The sequence below is a fragment of the Pantoea sp. Sc1 genome, from assembly GCF_000255315.1.
Taxonomy (GTDB): Bacteria; Pseudomonadota; Gammaproteobacteria; order Enterobacterales; family Enterobacteriaceae; genus Pantoea; species Pantoea anthophila.
Genome location: NZ_AJFP01000001.1, coordinates 637,702 through 657,208 on the forward strand (window position 1 = coordinate 637,702; position 19,507 = coordinate 657,208).

Below are 19,507 nucleotides of genomic sequence, written 5' to 3' on the forward strand. Positions count from 1 at the left end.
ACGCATCGAGGAAAGTTTGCATGAAACTACGAACACTGGGCCGTACCGGTCAGCGCGTCTCTGAAATTGGCTTTGGCGCCTGGGCTATCGGCGGAACCTGGGGAGAGGTCAGCCTGGAGGATGCCAGAGCCGCACTGCATGCCGCGCTGGATGCGGGGGTCACCTTTATCGATACCGCCGACGTCTATGGCGATGGCCGCTCCGAAAAAATCATTGCCGAGGTGCTGAAACAGCGCGGCGGCGAACGCCCTTTCGTGGCTACCAAACTGGGGCGGCGCCTCTCTCCCCATGTGGCTGAAGGCTACAATGCGAAAAACCTCAACGATTTCATTGACCGCTCGCGGGATAATCTGCAAACCGACACGCTGGATCTGGTCCAGCTGCACTGCCCGCCAACCGAGGTCTATTACAGCCCGGAGGTTTTTGCGGTGATGGATGAGATGGTGGCCGCCGGAAAAATCCGTCACTACGGCGTATCCGTTGAGAAAGTCGAAGAGGGTCTGAAGGCGCTGGAGTTTCCCAACGTCGCCTCCATTCAGCTGATTTACAACATTTTCCGCCAGCGTCCGGCTGAACGGCTTTTGCATGAGGCAAAAAGCCGAGATGTGGCCATCATCGCCCGTGTGCCGCTGGCATCAGGCCTGCTGACCGGCAAAATGCATGCCGACAGCGTATTTGCCGCTGACGATCACCGCACCTTTAACCGTCATGGCGAAGCGTTTGATAAAGGAGAGACCTTTTCCGGCGTGCCTTATGAGGTGGCGCTGAAGGCGGTTGAGGAGATTCGCCGCTTTGTTCCAGGCGACATCACGATGGCCCTGTTCGCGCTGCGCTGGATCCTGATGAACGACGATGTCAGCGTGGTCATTCCCGGTGCGAAAAACCGCGAGCAGGCGGAAGCGAATGCGCGTGCCAGCGGCGTCGACGCGCTCTCTGCGGAAACGATGGCGGCGCTGAAGCAGCTCTATCAGGAGAAGATCGCGCCCCACGTGCATCAGCGCTGGTAAACGGGCGTTATAACGCCTGGGCGCAGGCCCAGGCGGAACTCCAGGCCCACTGGAAGTTATATCCCCCCAGCCAGCCGGTCACGTCCGCCACTTCACCAATAAAGTAGAGTCCCGGCACCGCGCGCGCCTCCATGGTTTTTGAGGAGAGCTGGGTGGTGTCCACGCCGCCCAGCGTCACTTCAGCGGTGCGATACCCCTCGGTACCGTTTGGCTGGATGCGCCAGGCGTGCAGGGTCTGCGCCAGTTCCGTTTGCTGTCGGCTGTTGAGCTGCTTCAGCGTGACATCCGGCACCACGTTCAGCGCCTGCAGCACTTCCACCAGCCGTTTCGGCAGGATTTTAGCCAGACTGTTTTTCAGGCTGAGGTTAGGATGGGCGTCGCGCTGCGCCGTCAGAAACGGTGCCAGCGGGGTGGCGGGCGACAGATCGACCGTCACGAACTCACCCGGCTGCCAGTAGCTGGAGATCTGCAACACCGCCGGGCCGGATAGCCCGCGATGGGTGAAGAGCATCGCCTCTTTAAAGCGAGTACCATCCTCGGCATCGATGGTGGTGTCCAGCGCGACGCCAGAGAGCGTCTGCAACTGCTCCAGCAACGGTTTATGCAGGGTAAAGGGCACCAGTGCGGCCCGCGTCGGGAAGACGCTCAGCCCGAACTGCTCCGCAATTTTGTAGCCAAACGGCGAGGCCCCCAGACCCGGCATCGACAGGCCGCCGCTGGCGATCACCAGCTTTTCAGCCTGCACCGTGCTGCCGTTGAGTTGCAGCGTATAACCGCGCTCATCGCGCGTGACGCTGAGCACTTCACTGCGCAGCCGCAGAGTGACATTGCCCCTGTCACACTCGGCCATCAGCAGATCGACAATCTGCTGCGCAGAGTCGTCGCAGAAGAGCTGGCCCAGGGTTTTCTCGTGCCAGGCGATGCCGTGGCGATTAACCAGATCGATGAAATCCCACTGGGTATATCTGGCCAGCGCCGACTTGCAGAAGTGGGGATTGTGCGACAGATAAGCCGCCGGTTCCGTGTAGAGATTGGTGAAGTTGCAGCGCCCGCCGCCAGACATCAGAATTTTGCGGCCCGGCTTCTTGCCATTATCCAGCAGTAATACGCGGCGTCCCCGCTGTCCGGCCTGGGCGGCACAGAACAGGCCTGCGGCCCCGGCACCAATGATGATAACGTCAAACTGTTCCACTGCAGCTCACTCATATAACAGGAAAGGCGCAGATTGTAGTGATCTGCTCACTGAGACGCCAGCGTCAAAAAATTGCCGTAAATGTGTCATAATGTATCTGCTTAATATCTAACCCTTTTTCGCTGACTTACGCGTCAGGCTTACAACGAAAGGTCAAATTAGGGCTATATTTTCCTTTCCCATACAGCACGTTGTCGCGGATAATGCGCCGCGTTCATGTCCTCCAAAAATGGCGTAACGTTTATGCTACATCTGTTTGCTGGTCTAGACCTCAGTACGAGTCTGTTATTGGTTCTTGCCCTGCTGTTTGTATTGTTTTACGAAGCGATCAACGGTTTCCACGACACGGCCAACGCGGTTGCGACGGTCATCTATACCCGTGCCATGCGTGCCCAGCTTGCTGTGGTCATGGCAGGCGTATTCAACTTCCTTGGCGTGCTGCTCGGTGGATTGAGTGTCGCTTACGCTATTGTTCATATGCTTCCCACCGACCTGCTGTTAAATGTGGGATCGGCACACGGTCTCGCCATGGTGTTTTCTATGCTGCTGGCGGCGATTATCTGGAACCTCGGCACCTGGTATCTCGGTCTGCCGGCCTCCAGCTCCCATACGCTGATCGGCGCCATTATCGGTATCGGTCTGACCAACGCCCTGATGAGCGGCACCTCGGTCGTTGATGCCCTCAACATCCCGAAAGTGCTGAATATCTTCCTCTCTCTGATCCTGTCGCCGATCATCGGCCTGGTGATTGCGGGTGGCTTAATCTTTATTCTGCGCCGCTACTGGAGCAGCACGAAAAAGCGTGCGCGTATTCATATGACGCCTGCTGACCGTGAGAAGATCGACGGCAAGAAGAAGCCGCCGTTCTGGACCCGTATTGCCCTGATTGTATCGGCAATCGGTGTCAGCTACTCGCACGGGGCAAACGACGGCCAGAAAGGCATTGGTCTGATCATGCTGGTCCTGATTGGTGTGGCTCCGGCAGGGTTCGTGGTCAACATGAATGCCTCCGGTTACGACATCACGCGCACCCGCGATGCGGTCAATCACCTGGAGCAATATTATCAGCAGCATAGCGCCTCGCTGACGCATATCATCCAGATGGCACCGCCAAAGCTGCCGACACCGGAAGAAGTGCCGGCCACCAGCCCGCAGGAGTTCCACTGTGACAGCGCCCGCGCGCTGCAGGCGGTTCAGCGTGCTCAGGGACTGCTGAATAACCTGCAGAGCTACGATCAGCTGACGGTTGAACAGCGCGGTCAGATGCGTCGTCTGCTGCTCTGCATCTCCGACACTGCTGACAAGGCGGCGAAACTGCCGGAGACCACGCCCGATGACAAACGCTTCCTCGGTAAGCTGAAAAGCGACCTGCTCGGCACCATCGAGTATGCGCCGATCTGGATCATCATGGCTGTGGCGCTGGCGCTGGGCACCGGCACCATGATTGGCTGGCGTCGTGTCGCCACCACCATTGGTGAAAAAATCGGTAAAAAAGGCATGACCTATGCGCAGGGCATGTCGGCTCAGGTGACGGCCGCGCTGTCGATTGGCGTCGCCAGCTACACCGGTATGCCGGTTTCGACCACGCACATCCTCTCCTCATCCGTTGCCGGTACCATGCTGGTTGACGGTGGCGGATTGCAGAGCCGGACCATCAAGAACATCGCGATGGCGTGGGTCTTCACCCTGCCGGTCTGTATTGTGCTGTCAGGTTCGCTCTACTGGATTGCGCTAAAACTGGTGTAATGCAACTGGTGTAATGCCAGCTAAAAAGGGCGACTCCGGTCGCCCTTTTTTAATGCCAGATCGCCAGCGCCACCAGGCTGATAATGACCAGTCCGCACAGCGCGCTGGTCAGAATAAACTGCCCCCGCACCCGCTCGCAGCGCCGGATAAACTCATCATCATGATGGTCGAGATAGCGCTTAGCCCAGATATAGGTCACCAGCCTCACCTGCTTGCTCGGCTGACCGTGAGAGGTAAAAAAGCCCGCGCCGTCGACATACTGATAGAGCAGTGGATCGCACCCCCGTAATACCGCCAGCAGTGCGCGCAGAGATGAAAAATAGCGCGCCATATTCACGATACATACCACACAAAGCGCCCAGAAAAGCGCAACCGTGCTGATCATATTCTCCCCCTCCCGACTGGCGGCGCAGTCGCTGACCCAGCGATAAATCCCTGAGCAAACCTGCCGTCATCACCAGCCACTGAATCACCGGACTGCGAAAGTTTTCGACCCCCTGAGCGGCTGCGAATCGGACCGCCTTTTTTCAGTGTAGGAGAAATCTTTACGTTTTTTCCAACGATGATTTTTGTTCGGCGCGAGTAAATCCGGCACAGCCTTGATCTTATTCACAAGCCAGACGGCAACCACAGCATTTACGGTGAGAGAAGACTATACTCAGGGCATAACTACATCACCTGCAACGCAGGCAGACACTTTGGTGGCGCTCATCGCCCGCTCGCGCAAGGGATTTCGCTCAGCTGTGACGCGGCAGGAACACCGGATGCCATCCTTAATCTCGCGAAAGGAGTTTTATCATGGCTTATAAACATATCCTGATTGCAGTAGACCTTTCCCCCGAAAGTCAGTTACTGGTGGATAAGGCCGTTTCGCTGGCTCGCCCGTACGATGCCCGCATTTCCCTGATTCACGTCGACGTGAACTACTCCGACCTTTACACCGGTCTGATCGACGTTAACCTGGGGGATATGCAGAAGCGTATCTCGGAAGAGACGCACACTGCCCTGAAAGGGTTATCAGAGGCGGCCGGTTATCCGATCAGTGAAACCCTGAGCGGCAGCGGCGACCTGGGTCAGGTTCTGGTCGATGCCATTAAGAAGTATGACGTCGACCTGGTGGTCTGCGGTCATCATCAGGATTTCTGGAGCAAGCTGATGTCTTCGGCCCGTCAGCTCATCAACACCGTACACATCGATATGCTGATTGTGCCGCTGCGCGATGCCGACGACGAATAAATCCTTTTCTGAAAGCCGGCGTCAGCCGGCTTTTCTCTGCCGTCTCTTTCAGGTCCTGCCCGGCCCCGCATTTATCCGCTTCATTTCGCTTATCTGAACATCATATTAAAACCGGCGTTACATTAATGAATTATTGATTCGCTAATGCGAATCGTTTTATTACATGCAGCGCGCTGTTTATCACAATTTTACTATGGGCAACCTTTTTCCCATTCGCTATCTTTCGCCTGCTCTCTGACCTGTTTACATCAGAGAGAGCAGGAAAAAGATAAGCTGATCTATTTAATCAATAAGGACATTAACAATGAGAGAAATTAACGAGAAAGAAATTGCGGCGGTAAGCGGTGCTGGCCTGCCTGAATTTCTGGGTGACGTGAACAGCGCACTGACGGACGTTTCGGGCTTACTGGATAGCACCCTGACGTCGCTGAAGGAAAGCACCACATTCGGAGAGCGACTGAGTCTGACCTTCAGAGCCCTCAGCCTGAACGTGGCCAAAAGCTTTCTGACCGCCTTTTCCGGCTTCCTGACGACAATATCGGCCTGATTTATTTACCCTGTTTGTACGATTGCGCAAACAGGAGAGGCTGAAGCATGCCTGAAACGTTATCAGGCATGCTCTTTAAGCAAAAACAGAAAACGAAATAGCCACTCGCGCTGACATGCGTTATTCGCTGAGCGGGGGATAAATATCAAAGCGATGACTTTTAGTCACCACGGCGGCCTGCGTAACCACACCCGCCAGCGGCGGCGCATAGTCTGGCCGTTTTACCACAATGCGTTTTCTTGCCAGCCGGCGGGCAGGCTCCAGTAACGCATCCGCATCCTCATCCGGCCCCACCAGCGACTGAAAGACCCGCATCTCCTTTTTCACCAGCGCACTTTTCTGGCGATGGGGATACATCGGATCGAGATAAACGACGTCAGGTGGTGGCGTGATATCACCCAGTGCCTGGGCACTGGCCGCATGAATCAGCGTCAGCCGCTCGCGCAGCCAGGGACCGATTTCCGCATCCTGATAGCCACGCTGCAGACCATCTTCCAGCAGTGCTGCCACCACCGGATGGCGCTCCAGCATCCGTACCCGGCAGCCCAGCGCCGCCAGCACAAACGCATCGCGTCCCAGACCGGCGGTCGCATCGACCACATCCGGCAGATAACTGCCTTTGATGCCGACCGCTTTGGCGACGGCTTCACCGCGTCCTCCGCCGAAACGACGACGATGGGCCATGGCGCCGGTGACGAAATCAACAAAAATACCGCCCAGCTTTGGCTCATCCCGCTTACGCAGTTCAAGGTGGGTCGCAGTCTGCACCAGCGCCAGCGGTGCGGTGTCATCCTGCTCCAGCTGCCAGCGCTGCGCTAAACGTGACAAGGCGCCGTCTCCGGCGCCTGATTCATCGAGCAAACAGATTTTCACGAACCGACTTATCCCTGAATGCCGTAATGTTCCAGCATCGCATCGAGCTGCGGCTCACGGCCACGGAAGCGTTTAAACAGCTCCATCGGCTCTTCCGAACCGCCGCGCGTCAGGATGTTATCCAGGAACGACTGGCCGGTTTCGCGGTTGAAGATACCCTCCTCTTCAAAACGGGAATAGGCATCCGCCGCCAGCACGTCCGCCCACAGATAGCTGTAGTAACCTGCCGCATAGCCGCCCGCAAAGATGTGGCTGAAGGCGTGCGGGAAACGGCCCCATTCCGGCCCCGGCACCACCGCCACGCGGCTTTTCACTTCACGCAGGGTTTCCAGAATCTGCGCGCCTTTTTCCGGGTTGAATTCGGTGTGCAGACGGAAATCGAACAGGCCGAACTCCAGCTGACGCAGGATAAACAGCGCGGCCTGATAGTTCTTCGCCGCCAGCATTTTATCCAGCAGGGCTTTCGGCAGCGGTTCGCCGGTCTCATAGTGTCCGGAGATAAACGCCAGCGCATCCGGCTCCCAGCACCAGTTTTCCATAAACTGGCTTGGCAGTTCGACCGCATCCCATGGCACACCGCTGATACCGGACACGCCAGGCGCTTCGATGCGGGTCAGCATGTGGTGCAGACCGTGACCGAACTCATGGAACAGGGTAATCACTTCGTCATGGGTGAAGAGCGCAGGTTTCCCCTTCACCGGACGGTTAAAGTTACAGGTCAGATAGGCGACCGGCTTCTGCAGGGTGCCATCGGCTTTACGCATCTGACCCACGCAGTCATCCATCCAGGCGCCGCCACGTTTGTGTTCGCGGGCATAGAGGTCGAGATAGAAGCTGCCGCGCAGTTCGCCGGTTTCATCGAACAGATCGTAGAACTTCACGTCAGGATGATAGACCTCAACGTCGTTACGCTGCTTCGCACTGATGCCGTAGATGCGTTTGACCACTTCAAACAGGCCAGCGACCGCACGCGCTTCCGGGAAGTATGGGCGCAGCTGCTCATCACTGATGGTATAGAGATGCTGCTTCTGCTTTTCCCCGTAATAGGTGAGATCCCACGGATTCAGCTCTTCAACGCCATGCTCTTTTTTCGCGAAGGCGCGCAGCTGCTCCAGCTCTTTTTCCCCCTGCGGACGGGCGCGTTCGGCCAGGTCATTCAGGAAGTCGATCACCTGAGACGGGCTCTGGGCCATTTTGGTCGCCAGCGATTTGTCGGCGTAAGAGTCAAAGCCCAGCAGCTGTGCCAGCTCGTGACGCAGCGCCAGCTCTTCCGCCATGATCGGGCCGTTATCCCATTTACCGGCGTTTGGCCCCTGATCGGAGGCGCGTGTCGCATAGGCGCGATACATCTCCTCACGCAGCGCCGCGTTGTCGCAGTAAGTCATCACCGGCAGATAGCTTGGGATATCCAGCGTCAGCAGCCAGCCCTCCTGCTCTTTGGCTTCGGCCTGCGCTTTCGCCGCCGCCAGCGCGCTTTCTGGCATACCGGCCAGCTCATTTTCGTCGGTGATCAGTTTGCTCCAGCCCATGGTGGCATCCAGCACGTTGTTGCTGTACGCCGAGCCCAGCTCGGAGAGGCGCGCGGCGATTTCGCCATAGCGCTGCTGCTTCTCTTTCGGCAGACCGATACCGGAAAGCTCAAAATCGCGCAGGGCGTTATCTACCGCTTTCTTCTGCGCCAGATCCAGGGTCGCGTATTGATCGCCCTCTTTCAGATCGCGATACGCCTGATACAGTCCCTCATGCTGACCCACCCAGGTGCTGTACTCCGACAGCAGCGGCAGCGTCTGCTCATAGGCTTCGCGCAGCTCCGGGCTGTTCTTCACGGCATTGAGATGGCTGACCGGCGAGAAGATACGGCTCAGGCGGTCATCCGTTTCAGCCAGCGGCTGAACCAGGTTATCCCAGGTGTAAGGCGCGCCGTGCGCCACGACCTTCTCAACTTCTGCGCGACACTGACTGAGCACTTCAGTCACGGCAGGCACCACATGTTCAGGCTGGATGGCAGAAAAAGGGGGAAGCGTAAAAGATGTCAGTAGCGGATTGGTCATAGCGCAGTCCTTTATGGATGTATGGGGCGCAGCGGGTCGCGCAACGCAATCTCAATAACATGCGGCTTAGTGTAGCGAAAATCAATGGCAGGCAGGATGAGGTGAGGAAGAAACCGCCGGTTCGCGCGCCCCGATTTGTTGTCACGCTTCTGGCACATCGCCCGCCCATCCCTGATATAATCGCGGATTCTCATGCTTTTCCTGCGTCGGGTGCTGTGCGTCGTTCTGTGGGTAATACGTGAGGTAATAATTGGTACAAATTGATTTCCCATCGATTAAAACCTTATACATTCAACAGGATAAACAATGCTGAGTTATCGCCATAGCTTCCATGCTGGCAACCACGCCGACGTACTGAAGCACACCGTGCTGAGTCTGATCATTACGGCGCTGAAAGAGAAAGAGAAACCGTTCTTCTACCTGGATACTCACGCAGGCGCGGGCCGCTATCAGCTCAGCGGTGAACACGCCGAGCGCACCGGCGAATATCTGGAAGGCATCTCCCGCATCTGGCAGCAGCCCGATGCGCCTGAACTGCTGCAACCCTACTTTGATGCGATTGCTGCGCTGAACCGCAGTGGCACGCTGCGCTACTATCCCGGCTCGCCGCTGATTGCCCGTCACCTGCTGCGTGAAGATGACAAACTGCAGCTTACGGAACTGCACTCCAGCGACTACCCGCTGCTGCGTAACGAGTTCAGCAAAGATAAGCGCGCGCGCGTCGATCGTGCCGACGGCTATCAGCAGCTGAAAGCGAAGCTGCCCCCGCTGTCGCGTCGTGGTCTGGTGCTGATCGACCCGCCGTACGAGATGAAAAGCGATTATCAGGCGGTGGTGAAAGGCATTCAGGAAGGCCATAAGCGTTTCAGCACCGGTGTTTTTGCGCTGTGGTATCCGGTGGTGTTACGTCAGCAGATCAAACACATGCTGCGCGATCTGGAAGCCACCGGTATCCGCAATATCCTGCAGATTGAACTGGCGACCCGTCCCGACAGCGATCAGCGCGGCATGACCGCTTCCGGCATGATCGTGATTAACCCGCCGTGGAAGCTGGCGCAACAGATGGAAACCCTGCTGCCGTGGCTGCATCAGAAGCTGGTGCCCGCCGGAACCGGCCACGCGGTCGTGAACCAGATCGTACCTGAATAAGTGCGTCCGGCCTGATGTGGCTCCTGCTGGCCGGTGCGCTGGCCGCGCTGCAACCCGCCCGACGGCTGGCTCTCCTGCTGTTAGCGTTCGCCGTCGGAGTGGGGTTCTATCAGCATGTTCTGACGTGGCCGGTGCTGCCGCTGCTGGCCGGCACCGGGGTGCTGGTCGCGCTGCGTCTCTGGCATCCGGCCCCTTCCCGGCGGCACCGCCTCAGCGAAGCCCTGCTGGTTGTGATTGCCGTGGGGTTATTTCTCCATCTGTTCCCTGGCTTTGCTAATCCCCGCCAGGTTGATGAGGTGCGTGCTGGCGCGCAGAGCGTGCCTTTCAGTTTTTCCTTTAACTTCGATAAAGCCCTGGTTCCCTTTGTGCTGCTGGCCGCGCTGCCCACCCTCTTCCGCGCCCCTGCCCATCCGCCGCGCTTTCGCTGGCTCAGTGCGCTGGCGTTAATCGCCGCGGTTCCGCTGCTGCTCGGTAGCGCCGTGCTGTCGGGCGGCCTGGCGATTGAGCCTCACTTTCCGCCGTGGCTGGGGGCGTTTGTGCTGGCGAATCTCTTCTTTGTTTCGCTGGCCGAAGAGGCGCTGTTCCGGGGTTATCTGCAACAGCGGCTGAGAGAGGCGCTGGGGGGGATGCCCGCGCTGCTGCTCAGCGCACTGCTGTTCGGACTGGCGCACGCCCCCGGCGGCGTGCTGCTGGTGATTTTTGCCACCCTGGCGGGAGGATTGTACGGCCTGGCGTGGCACTGGAGCGGCCGCTTATGGCTGGCGACCCTCCTGCACTTTGCCCTGAATCTTACCCATCTGCTGCTGTTCACCTATCCGGCGCTGCAACATTAAACGGTGAAGACCGCCAGGTCGCTCGCCAGCTCGGTGCGGGGGAAAATCGTCTGGCACTCGGCCAGCAGGCGGCTCATATCCTTTGCCAGATAGCGGGAGCTGAAGTGAGTGGCGATCAGCCGTTTGGCTCCGGCGCGCTTTGCCACGTCGGCCGCCTGCAGGGTGGTGGAGTGTCCGCGTCCGTTGGCTTTCTCCTCCATCGCCGCCTCCAGCGTGGTTTCATGCACCATCAGGTCAACATCCGCCGCCAGCTGCAACGCGACATCGGTCGGCGCCGTATCGCCAAAGATGGCCAGCTTTTTGCCCGGCGTCGACGGGCCGAGATAATCCGCGCCATTGACCACCCGCCCATCTTCCAGCGTCACGCATTCCCCCTGTTTCAGCTGCTGAAACCATGGCCCGCGCGGAACCCCTTCCGCTTTCAGCCGCGCGGCATCCAGCAGGCCGGGTTTGTCGTGCTGCTCAATGCGATAACCAAAACACGCAACCGGATGGTTCAGCGGCCAGGCACTGATCCGGAACTCGCCATCATCCAGCGTCCAGCCCGCCTCAATCTCAACAATGTTCAGCGGATAGTCGGTGTAGGAGCCGCTGATCGCCAGCGCCGTTTCAACAAAGGTCTTTAAGCCTTTCGGGCCATAGACCGTCATCGGGGTGGTTAACCCGGCCATTGAGCGGCTGGTGAGCAGCCCCGGCAGACCAAAAATATGGTCGCCATGCAGATGGGTGATAAAAATCTTATCCAGCTTGCCCGGTTTCAGGCTGGAGCGCATAAACTGTAACTGCGTGCCCTCGCCGCAGTCGAACAGCCAGGTTTCCCCGCTCAGTGCGCGGGTAAAAGCAATGGAGGTGACGTTGCGTTGCAGGCTGGGCGCACCGCCGCCGGTGCCGAGAAAAGTAAGGTGCATGGTATGCTTCCCTGAAAGCGATGAAAAAACAGAACCCTATTACAATCATAGGCGCAATCTTTGCGTCATTTCGACCGACAGCGTTACACTCAACCCCAAATTTTTATGCAACCGGATGGATACTTCAATGACCCGACATTTCGACTATCTCGCCATTGGCGGCGGCAGCGGCGGCATCGCTTCAATTAACCGTGCGGCCATGTATGGCCAGAAATGTGCCCTGATTGAAGCCAAAGAGCTGGGCGGCACCTGCGTGAACGTAGGTTGTGTGCCGAAGAAAATCATGTGGCACGCCGCGCAAATCGCCGAAGCTATCCATCTGTACGGGCCGGATTATGGCTTCGACACCACCGTGAATCGTTTCGACTGGGCCACGCTGGTCAAAAACCGCAGCGCCTATATCGATCGTATCCACAACTCCTATGACAACGTGCTGGGTAAAAACAAAGTCGAAGTGATCAAAGGCTTTGCCCGGTTTGTCGATGCGCACAGCGTGGAAGTCAACGGCGAGATTATCACAGCCAGCCACATTCTGATCGCCACGGGCGGCCGCCCGGTTCATCCTTCGATTCCGGGTGCGGAGTACGGTATTGATTCTGACGGCTTCTTCGAGCTGGACGCCCTGCCAAAGCGCACCGCGGTGATCGGTGCGGGCTACATCGCGGTGGAGCTGGCCGGTGTGGTGAACGCGCTGGGATCGGAAACCCATCTGTTCGTGCGTAAACACGCGCCGCTGCGCAGCTTTGATCCCCTGCTCAGCGAGACGCTGGTAGAAGTGATGAACAGCGAAGGGCCGATGCTGCATACCGAAGCCGTTCCGAAAGCCGTGATTAAAAACGAAGATGGCAGCCTGACGCTGCAGCTGGAAAACGGCAGCGACTACACCGTGGACTGCCTGGTCTGGGCGATTGGCCGTGAGCCTGAAACAGACAATCTCAATATTCAGGCCGCGGGCGTGGCGCTGGATGAGAAAGGCTACATCCGCGTCGATAAGTTCCAGAATACCAATGTGTCAGGCGTTTACGCCGTGGGCGATAACACCGGTGCGGTTGAACTGACCCCGGTAGCGGTGGCCGCGGGCCGTCGCCTCTCTGAGCGCCTGTTTAACAACAAGCCGGACGAGCATCTCGATTACAGCAATGTCCCGACCGTGGTGTTCAGCCATCCGCCGATTGGCACCGTCGGTCTGACAGAGCCGCAGGCGCGTGAACAGTATGGCGACGATCAGGTGAAGGTCTACAAATCGTCGTTTACGGCGATGTACACCGCCGTGACGCAGCATCGCCAGCCGTGCCGCATGAAGCTGGTCTGTGTGGGTGCCGATGAGAAGATTGTCGGGATTCACGGTATCGGATTCGGCATGGATGAGATGCTGCAGGGCTTCGCCGTGGCGCTGAAAATGGGTGCGACGAAGAAAGACTTCGACAACACCGTGGCGATCCACCCGACCGCAGCGGAAGAGTTTGTGACCATGCGCTAGCAATCTCCCCCTGCGCATGACTGACCGTTACCCGCTGACACGTTGCTCTGCGGGTAACGGCTTCAATTAAAATAGGTTTCCCGCAACGGCGTCAATGCCGCACCCAGTGCCGAGCTGTCCCCCTCAATGGCGCTGAGCAGAATATCGGGATATTCCGCAGAAATTCCCCAGCGTTCACCCGAGCTCGTGCGCGGCATGGCTAAAAACATCTCGCCCAGCTGACGGGGAATTTCACCCCCTAATATGATGGCGCCGGGATCGATCACCGCATTCATGGCATCCATTGCCCGATGCAGATTTGGCGTTACGTCTTTTACCCACTGTTGCGCAATCGGCCAGGCCGGATCGAATTTATCATTGAGATCGCGTATATCTCTGATTTCAATACCGCCATCACGTAACCGATCGATCAGGATCCCCAGGGCCGGGCGTAGCTTGCCCTCTTCCGGCGTAAAAATACGGCTGATCTCCCCCGCATTCCCGAATGCCCCCTGGAACGGTTTACCGTTAATCACGATGCCACCGCCAAAACCATAATTAAAAGAGAGATAGCCAAACGTATCATATTTCAGCCCGGCGCCTAAAAAGGCTTCAGCGTGCGCCGCCGTTGTGGCGTTATTTTCAATCCATACCGGTCGATCAAATAACATGGTAATTTCACGATGCAGATCGATGCCCATCCACGCTTTTAAAGGTTCAGGCGGATTGAAATACTTTCGTGATTCATAAAGAAAGCCCGCCATGCTGTATCCCACCCCACAGACTTTTTCTGGCGAAATACCATATTGTTTTAAGGTATCCAGATAGTGATGTCTGATATTCAGTAAGGTCCGGGCAGGATCGCGCGGGTGCGTATCCAGTACGCAGTATTCTGTAATGCCGCCCCGGAAATTAATCAGGCTGGCGGCCACGCTGTCTGAGTTAATCGAGATGCCGTAACCATAACGCGCGTTCGCATTGAGGGATAACGACGGGCTGGGCTTTCCTCTTCCCTGGGACGGCGATTCACCCAGGCTGAGAAAGCCGTTTTCGGTCAGCGTATCAACAATGCGGTGAACAGATGACTGATTCAGAATGGTTTGCGAAACCAGCGAGGAGCGGGAAATGCCATCGTTGCGGCGGACAAGCTCAAGAATGAGTTTTTCACTGCGATTAAGTTCGACTTCATGACCAGCGGAATATCCATAAACCACAGCGTTCTCCTCACCCTGTTTAATAATGCCTTCTGTTAACAACCTAGCATGCTTTTATGCATAGCGAATAGTTAAAGACCCTGCCCTGGCATTTTCGTTAAATGTGCCGATATTCAGCCTATCCTGCCCTGCCTTACACGATCATAAAAGCGTCATAATAGTGAAACATTACGAGGGGAGACTCCAATATCATGCAATGAGCATGATATTAAAAACGTGCCTTATGTACGGACTGGCACTTTCGCCGTGCACAGGGCTCTGCCTTCATTTACACACTTTTTTTGTGCATCAGGTGAACAATGGAAACGCGCTTAAAGGTTGCTGAACGCATCGCGCAGGAGGCCTCGCTTTTGGCTCTGGACTATTTCAGACGGCTAAGTGAGTCAGAGATCGGCGAAAAAAGGCCGCAGGATCTCTTCAGGGAAGCCAATCGGGAAGTGGAAAATCTGATTCGGCAGCGCCTGGAACATCACTTCCCACAGGATGCCATTATCGGGGAAAAGCATGGTGGTGAGCCCTGCGCCAGCTACTGGTCTGTTGATCCGATTGATGGTACGAGTCACTTCCTGCGCGGCTCATCCCTGTGGGGGATTTCTGTTGGCTATGTGATCGATGGCGAGCCGGTGATGGGCGTGATCGTCCATCCGGCTTTAAACCTCATGCTGAGCGGCGGCAAGGAGACAGGGCTTTATCTGAATGGCGAGCCCTTTCAACGTCCTGTGGACGCCGAAGCGCTGAAAACCGTGGCGATTGGCGACAGTCCATCATGGGATTTCACCCATCAGCTCTGTATTGAAAAGGCGTATCGGGACGACGGCTGGAATGTGGTGCGCTATCGCTGTACTACCGTAGGTTTAAGCTTTAGCGTGCTGGGTTACGTCGACGGTTATCAGGAATGTTTTAGCAGCATGTGGGACGTTTCTGCGGGTTATGCGCTCTGTAAGGCAGCGGGACTGGATGCACATCTTGCCGGTTCAGAGGAAAAGAGCAGAACACATGTTAGTGTTGGGACGGCCGAAATGAATCGCCTCTCCGCCCGGTTTATCCCTTACCCGCGTTTTACGCCCGCCTGACCACGCATTGCCTCCGGCTTACCTCATCACGGCATTTCAGGACAGCCTTTCCCCGCTGTCCTGCCCGCTATGCATGTTCACCCGGCCCTCTGCCCCGAATATTAATTACAACGCATGAAAATGGTTAGCGTGTTAAACGTACGATTCTAAAGTAAACGCCTAAGCAACTATTATATATAGGTTTTAAAAAGTTAATAAATTCTTAACCCGCCTGAAATTGCTTAACTCCGATACGCCAAATTATTATGCGCCTCGCATTAATTAAAAAGTCCCTGGCACTCTATGACGGAGCCGCTCAACGTGAACACGCTAGAAATTCACAATGCCATGCTGACGTTCGACGATTTTGTCGCGCTGAACGGCATTTCACTGCAGGCCAGAAAAGGGCAATTTGTTTCCCTGCTTGGCCCCTCTGGCTGTGGCAAAACCACGCTGCTTAAAGTTATTGCCGGCTTCTACACGCTTGATAGTGGCAACGTCCTGATACACCAGCAGGACATGCAGCATGTCAAACCTGAACATCGCGATACGGCGATGTGCTTCCAGTCCTATGCGCTGTTTCCTCACCTCTCCGTTGCTGAAAATATCGGGTTCGGCCTCAGGCAACGGAAGATGGAAAAAACAGACATTCATGTTCGCGTCGCGCAGACCGCCGCACAGGTTTCGCTGAATGCGCATTTGTCTAAACTGCCAGCGCAGTTATCCGGCGGTCAGCAGCAGCGTGTAGCACTGGCCAGAGCGCTGGCCGTGCGTCCGGAAATCGTGTTGTTTGATGAGCCATTGTCAAATCTGGATGCCAGATTACGCGACAAGGTACGACTGGAGATCAGACAGCTTCAGCGCGTCCATGGGTTTACCGCCATTTATGTTACCCACGACCGTGCAGAAGCCTTGTCGATGTCTGACATTGTGGTGGTCATGAATGCCGGAAAGATTGAGCAAACCGGAACGCCGGATGAGATCTACTATTCCCCGGTAAACCGCTTTGTCGCCGGTTTCGTCGGTCAGGCTAACGTCATGAAAGCCCGCGTACTGGAGAGCGACAGCAGCACCGGTATTTATCGCATTGCGTGCGTACTGGGCGAAATGGAAATCCATAGCCCTGTACCGCCCGTATCGGACGAGGTCTATACCTTCTGGCGCCCTGAGGATGCCGTACTCAGCGAACAGCGTGCCGGGAAAAATACGCGGGCCTTTGAGATCGGCGCGGTGAGTTTTCTGGGCAACCTTTCTGAACTCCAGGTTTATCCGCTGGGCCATGAAGAAACGGAATATCAGTGGTGCATCCAGCTGGTCGGTAAAAGCGCCATCCGCGAAGGGGACAACGTTAATTTCTCTCTTCCGCCAGACAAGATCCGCTTTTTACGGGAAAGCTATTCATGAAAACGCGCACCCGGAACAGGCTCTGCTGGTTGCTGGTCCTGCCTGCGGTCGCGCCGGTCATCATCACTCTGGTGCTGATTGTGATCATGGCACTGGCGCAGTCCGTTGGCCTGTTTAATTTTGGCGCCCCGGCGCGCTTTACGCTTCATTACTGGCAAACCATTCTGAATGACAGCCAGCTGTGGCGCGCGACAGGCTACTCGCTCAGAATCGGGGTGATCAGTGCGGTGCTGTCCGTTGCCCTGGCGCTTCCGCTGGCACTCTGGCTGAGAAAGCCTTTCCCCGGCTCAATGCTGATGAGCGGCTTACTCAAAGCCCCGCTGATGGTACACGGGCTGGTGGCTGCGCTGCTGTTTATCAACCTGATTTCCTGGCAGGGCTTTATTAACCTGGGCCTGGTCCGGCTGGGGATCCTCTCTCACCCCATCAGAATGCAGAATGACCGCTGGGGCATTGGCGTAATTATTTTGCAGGTCTGGAAACAGCTTCCCTATGCGCTGCTGATCATGACCGGCAGCCTGCGCGCGATTGGCGATGAAATTTTCAATGCCGCGCGGGATTTAGGTGCCGGCAAGCGTGCCCGGTTGTTACAGATCATCCTGCCCTTATCTGTCAGGTCCGTTCAGGTATCGCTGGTGCTGATCTTCATCGGCGCCCTGGGTGACTTTTCCTTCCAGGTCGTTGCGGGGCCAACCAGCGTGTTCTCTCTTTCGCAATACATGCTGCGCTTCCCTGAAATCAGCGCACAGGGCTGGAATCTTGCGGCCGTTGTCGCGGTGATTTTAATGCTGGCCGCTTTTGTCGGTGCAGTCGTGCTTGCCGCCCTGGCGAAGTGGCTGCAACAAGCCGGAGAACAGAGATAATGAGAGCCAGAGCGACCTTATCCCCGCTGCGTATCGTCATGATGACCCTTATCACCGCCCTGTTTATGCTGTGGCTGGTTATTCCCTTTATGCTGACCGTGCTGTGGTCACTGGTCGATAAAACCCATCCGTGGGCATGGCCAGATGCCCTGCCGCCGGTTCTCTCACTGGGACGCTGGGTGGAGGTCTGGACCACGACCGCATTACCGCAGGCGCTCAGGAACAGCTATTTACTGGCGACAGCCGTCTCCGTCTGCACGCTGATGTTGTCTCTGCCTGCCGCGTGGGCGTTTGGCAGAATGTCGTTTACGGGCAAAAACCTTTTACAGAATGCGATCTTATTGCCGCTTATCGTTCCGGGCTTTGTCGTCGCGCTGTTTTTTTCCATGTTGCTCAACGTAGTGGGCATTCACAGCCGGTTTGGCGGCATTTTACTGGGGCATATGATTATCCTGATGCCTTATGCCGTGCGCATTCTGACCCTGTCGTTTTCGCAGATACGCCAGGACACGCTCGATGCGGCACGAGATATGGGCGCTTCGGCGATGAACCGGTTTTTAGTGGCCTGCCTGCCCACCCTCAGACCGGGAATATTTGCCGCATTAATTATTGTCTTTACGTTATCCATAGAGGAGTTCGCCATAAGTTTTATTGTGGGCTCACCCGATTTTATTACCGTCCCTGCCATTCTCTATTCTTATCTGGGTTATAACTTTATCCGACCCAATGCGGCGGTCATTTCTTTAATGCTGGTTGTACCGAATGTCATTTTAATGTTGATTGCAGAAAAATTACTGACAAAAAATCCTGTCGCCTCCTTTGCGGGAAAAGGCTGACACTCTTTAATACGCGTTATTGGGGAAACATATGTTCAGACTCGCTGCTGCAATATTATTGCTGGCCGGGGCTTTCTGTAGCCCGGCTCAGGATTTAAACACAATGAACTGGGAACAGATTGTCGGAGAGGCGAAAAAGGAGGGGAAACTGACCTGGTATCAATGGTATTACCAGGATCGGTTAAAAGAGCAGGTCAGCCTGTTTGAAAAACAGTACGGCATTAACGTTACCCTGTCTGAAGGCACACTTCAGGGCAATATTAATAAGCTCATGGCTGACCGCGGACGGGAAACGGGCGATATCGATCTGTTTTCGATTGGCGGGGGCGCATTCGGAACCGTCTCGCCTGAGCAGACGTTTTTTGGCCCGATTAACAGACTGCTGCCGGAAGGCAAAACCCTGAACTACACCATTGAGGGAACGGACAGTAAAGGCTATGGCGTGGCATTCTGGGGCAACCAGACCGGTCTGGCCTACGATTCGCGCCGCCTGAAAGAAAGTGAGTTGCCGCGAACTTTGCCGCAGCTCACGGCCTTCCTGCAGGCTCATCCTCAGGAATTTGGCTTTAACGTTGAAAACGGCGGTTCCGGCCCGGCCTTTATTGAATCGGTGACGCGCACGCAGGTGCCGGGTTTTGATTTCACCAAAGGCGACGCGGATGTAAAAAGCCTGACGGCTCTCCAGCCCGCCTGGAACTGGTTCAGACAGCAGCGTCCTAACTACATCATTACGGCCTCCAACGCCGACAGCGTCACCCGACTGGTCAGCGGTGAATTCCTGCTGGTTCCCGCCTGGGAAGATTACCTGGTGGGATTAGAAAACCACGGTGAAGTCCCGAAAACCATCCGGCTCTATGTCCCCGATTTCGGCATGCCCGGCGGCGGAAATATGGTGGCGATACCACAAAATGCCCCCCATAAAGCGGCAGCGTTGCTGTTTATCCACTGGCTGACGCTGCCCACCACCCAGCGGCTGTTCCAGCAGGTTTATGGCATTACGCCGCAAAACAGAGAAGTGAATCGTGATGCCGGGCTGATCGACAGCAAAGAGCGCGTTCATGGCACCCAGTTCATGCCTAAACCGCTGGGTGATGAAGTCAGAACCGAATTCTCTAACCAGGTTTTGCTCAGGTAGAC

18 protein-coding genes are annotated in these 19,507 nt (G+C 56.3%); 12 read left to right on the plus strand and 6 right to left on the minus strand.

The window, feature by feature from the left end; genetic code table 11:
• Positions 1 to 20: 20 nt before the first annotated feature.
• Complete coding sequence (locus tag S7A_RS03090; RefSeq protein ID WP_009087859.1) at positions 21 to 1,007, plus strand: aldo/keto reductase; 987 nt, start codon at positions 21 to 23, stop codon at positions 1,005 to 1,007.
• 7 nt (positions 1,008 to 1,014) lie between these two features.
• Here the strand turns inward: S7A_RS03090 and S7A_RS03095 are convergent, their stop codons facing one another.
• Complete coding sequence (locus S7A_RS03095) at positions 1,015 to 2,199, minus strand: NAD(P)/FAD-dependent oxidoreductase (protein WP_009087861.1); 1,185 nt, start codon at positions 2,197 to 2,199, stop codon at positions 1,015 to 1,017.
• Positions 2,200 to 2,442: 243 nt separating this feature from the next.
• On the opposite strand from S7A_RS03095, the gene pitA reads away from it, so the two are divergent.
• On the plus strand, positions 2,443 to 3,945 hold the full coding sequence (pitA, locus tag S7A_RS03100) for an inorganic phosphate transporter PitA (RefSeq protein ID WP_009087862.1): 1,503 nt from the start codon (positions 2,443 to 2,445) through the stop codon (positions 3,943 to 3,945).
• A 49-nt stretch (positions 3,946 to 3,994) separates the two neighbouring features.
• Here pitA and uspB read toward each other — a convergent pair whose 3' ends face one another.
• Complete coding sequence (gene uspB, locus S7A_RS03105) at positions 3,995 to 4,330, minus strand: universal stress protein UspB (RefSeq protein WP_009087864.1); 336 nt, start codon at positions 4,328 to 4,330, stop codon at positions 3,995 to 3,997.
• 413 nt (positions 4,331 to 4,743) lie between these two features.
• On the opposite strand from uspB, the gene uspA reads away from it, so the two are divergent.
• Together uspA and S7A_RS03115 are read left to right on the plus strand one after the other, a co-directional pair.
• The gene (gene uspA / locus S7A_RS03110; RefSeq protein ID WP_009087866.1) at positions 4,744 to 5,181 is read left to right on the plus strand and encodes a universal stress protein UspA; all 438 of its coding nucleotides are present in this window, start codon (positions 4,744 to 4,746) and stop codon (positions 5,179 to 5,181) included.
• A 304-nt stretch (positions 5,182 to 5,485) separates the two neighbouring features.
• On the plus strand, positions 5,486 to 5,728 hold the full coding sequence (locus S7A_RS03115) for a hypothetical protein (protein WP_009087867.1): 243 nt from the start codon (positions 5,486 to 5,488) through the stop codon (positions 5,726 to 5,728).
• A gap of 120 nt (positions 5,729 to 5,848) precedes the next feature.
• On the opposite strand, the gene rsmJ is transcribed toward S7A_RS03115, so the two are convergent.
• Positions 5,849 to 6,601 carry a 16S rRNA (guanine(1516)-N(2))-methyltransferase RsmJ gene (gene rsmJ, locus S7A_RS03120; protein ID WP_009087869.1) on the minus strand — a complete coding sequence of 251 codons (753 nt, stop codon included), beginning with the start codon at positions 6,599 to 6,601 and terminating at the stop codon, positions 5,849 to 5,851.
• An 8-nt stretch (positions 6,602 to 6,609) separates the two neighbouring features.
• The gene (gene prlC, locus S7A_RS03125; RefSeq protein WP_009087870.1) at positions 6,610 to 8,652 is read right to left on the minus strand and encodes an oligopeptidase A; all 2,043 of its coding nucleotides are present in this window, start codon (positions 8,650 to 8,652) and stop codon (positions 6,610 to 6,612) included.
• A 306-nt stretch (positions 8,653 to 8,958) separates the two neighbouring features.
• Here prlC and S7A_RS03135 point away from each other — a divergent pair, with 306 nt between their 5' ends.
• Together S7A_RS03135 and S7A_RS03140 are read left to right on the plus strand one after the other, a co-directional pair.
• Complete coding sequence (locus S7A_RS03135; RefSeq protein ID WP_009087873.1) at positions 8,959 to 9,801, plus strand: 23S rRNA (adenine(2030)-N(6))-methyltransferase RlmJ; 843 nt, start codon at positions 8,959 to 8,961, stop codon at positions 9,799 to 9,801.
• A 14-nt stretch (positions 9,802 to 9,815) separates the two neighbouring features.
• A complete protein-coding gene (locus S7A_RS03140) occupies positions 9,816 to 10,634 on the plus strand; it encodes a CPBP family intramembrane glutamic endopeptidase (protein ID WP_009087875.1) in 819 nt (272 codons plus the stop codon).
• On the opposite strand, the gene rnz is transcribed toward S7A_RS03140, so the two are convergent.
• Positions 10,631 to 11,542 carry a ribonuclease Z gene (gene rnz, locus S7A_RS03145; RefSeq protein WP_009087877.1) on the minus strand — a complete coding sequence of 304 codons (912 nt, stop codon included), beginning with the start codon at positions 11,540 to 11,542 and terminating at the stop codon, positions 10,631 to 10,633. The two genes, S7A_RS03140 and rnz, sit on opposite strands and share 4 nt — an antisense overlap.
• A gap of 127 nt (positions 11,543 to 11,669) precedes the next feature.
• Between rnz and gorA the strand changes: the two genes are divergently transcribed.
• The gene (gorA, locus tag S7A_RS03150; protein ID WP_009087879.1) at positions 11,670 to 13,022 is read left to right on the plus strand and encodes a glutathione-disulfide reductase; all 1,353 of its coding nucleotides are present in this window, start codon (positions 11,670 to 11,672) and stop codon (positions 13,020 to 13,022) included.
• A gap of 62 nt (positions 13,023 to 13,084) precedes the next feature.
• Here gorA and S7A_RS03155 read toward each other — a convergent pair whose 3' ends face one another.
• Positions 13,085 to 14,215 carry an ROK family transcriptional regulator gene (locus tag S7A_RS03155; RefSeq protein WP_033736475.1) on the minus strand — a complete coding sequence of 377 codons (1,131 nt, stop codon included), beginning with the start codon at positions 14,213 to 14,215 and terminating at the stop codon, positions 13,085 to 13,087.
• A 299-nt stretch (positions 14,216 to 14,514) separates the two neighbouring features.
• On the opposite strand from S7A_RS03155, the gene S7A_RS03160 reads away from it, so the two are divergent.
• The 5 genes from S7A_RS03160 (at position 14,515) to S7A_RS03180 (ending at position 19,505) form a co-directional block, all read left to right on the plus strand.
• Complete coding sequence (locus tag S7A_RS03160) at positions 14,515 to 15,288, plus strand: inositol monophosphatase family protein (RefSeq protein WP_009087884.1); 774 nt, start codon at positions 14,515 to 14,517, stop codon at positions 15,286 to 15,288.
• Positions 15,289 to 15,570: 282 nt separating this feature from the next.
• The gene (locus S7A_RS03165) at positions 15,571 to 16,671 is read left to right on the plus strand and encodes an ABC transporter ATP-binding protein (RefSeq protein WP_009087886.1); all 1,101 of its coding nucleotides are present in this window, start codon (positions 15,571 to 15,573) and stop codon (positions 16,669 to 16,671) included.
• Positions 16,668 to 17,534 carry an ABC transporter permease gene (locus tag S7A_RS03170; RefSeq protein ID WP_009087888.1) on the plus strand — a complete coding sequence of 289 codons (867 nt, stop codon included), beginning with the start codon at positions 16,668 to 16,670 and terminating at the stop codon, positions 17,532 to 17,534. The genes S7A_RS03165 and S7A_RS03170 overlap by 4 nt, the downstream gene beginning before the upstream one ends.
• A complete protein-coding gene (locus tag S7A_RS03175; RefSeq protein WP_009087891.1) occupies positions 17,534 to 18,370 on the plus strand; it encodes an ABC transporter permease in 837 nt (278 codons plus the stop codon). Before S7A_RS03170 ends, S7A_RS03175 begins: the two co-directional genes overlap by 1 nt.
• A gap of 31 nt (positions 18,371 to 18,401) precedes the next feature.
• Positions 18,402 to 19,505 carry an extracellular solute-binding protein gene (locus tag S7A_RS03180; protein WP_033736093.1) on the plus strand — a complete coding sequence of 368 codons (1,104 nt, stop codon included), beginning with the start codon at positions 18,402 to 18,404 and terminating at the stop codon, positions 19,503 to 19,505.
• Positions 19,506 to 19,507: the final 2 nt, after the last annotated feature.

Bases quoted from the DNA above. Each gene is read 5' to 3' on its own strand.
- S7A_RS03170 (WP_009087888.1), top strand. From the start codon at position 16,668: ATGAAAACGCGCACCCGGAACAGGCTCTGCTGGTTGCTGGTCCTGCCT.
- S7A_RS03180 (WP_033736093.1), top strand. From the start codon at position 18,402: ATGTTCAGACTCGCTGCTGCAATATTATTGCTGGCCGGGGCTTTCTGT.
- S7A_RS03140 (WP_009087875.1), top strand. From the start codon at position 9,816: ATGTGGCTCCTGCTGGCCGGTGCGCTGGCCGCGCTGCAACCCGCCCGA.
- uspA (WP_009087866.1), top strand. From the start codon at position 4,744: ATGGCTTATAAACATATCCTGATTGCAGTAGACCTTTCCCCCGAAAGT.
- S7A_RS03165 (WP_009087886.1), top strand. From the start codon at position 15,571: ATGACGGAGCCGCTCAACGTGAACACGCTAGAAATTCACAATGCCATG.
- S7A_RS03135 (WP_009087873.1), top strand. From the start codon at position 8,959: ATGCTGAGTTATCGCCATAGCTTCCATGCTGGCAACCACGCCGACGTA.
- pitA (WP_009087862.1), top strand. From the start codon at position 2,443: ATGCTACATCTGTTTGCTGGTCTAGACCTCAGTACGAGTCTGTTATTG.
- S7A_RS03115 (WP_009087867.1), top strand. From the start codon at position 5,486: ATGAGAGAAATTAACGAGAAAGAAATTGCGGCGGTAAGCGGTGCTGGC.
- S7A_RS03160 (WP_009087884.1), top strand. From the start codon at position 14,515: ATGGAAACGCGCTTAAAGGTTGCTGAACGCATCGCGCAGGAGGCCTCG.
- S7A_RS03090 (WP_009087859.1), top strand. From the start codon at position 21: ATGAAACTACGAACACTGGGCCGTACCGGTCAGCGCGTCTCTGAAATT.
- gorA (WP_009087879.1), top strand. From the start codon at position 11,670: ATGACCCGACATTTCGACTATCTCGCCATTGGCGGCGGCAGCGGCGGC.
- uspB (WP_009087864.1), bottom strand. From the start codon at position 4,330: ATGATCAGCACGGTTGCGCTTTTCTGGGCGCTTTGTGTGGTATGTATC.
- S7A_RS03175 (WP_009087891.1), top strand. From the start codon at position 17,534: ATGAGAGCCAGAGCGACCTTATCCCCGCTGCGTATCGTCATGATGACC.
- rnz (WP_009087877.1), bottom strand. From the start codon at position 11,542: ATGCACCTTACTTTTCTCGGCACCGGCGGCGGTGCGCCCAGCCTGCAA.
- prlC (WP_009087870.1), bottom strand. From the start codon at position 8,652: ATGACCAATCCGCTACTGACATCTTTTACGCTTCCCCCTTTTTCTGCC.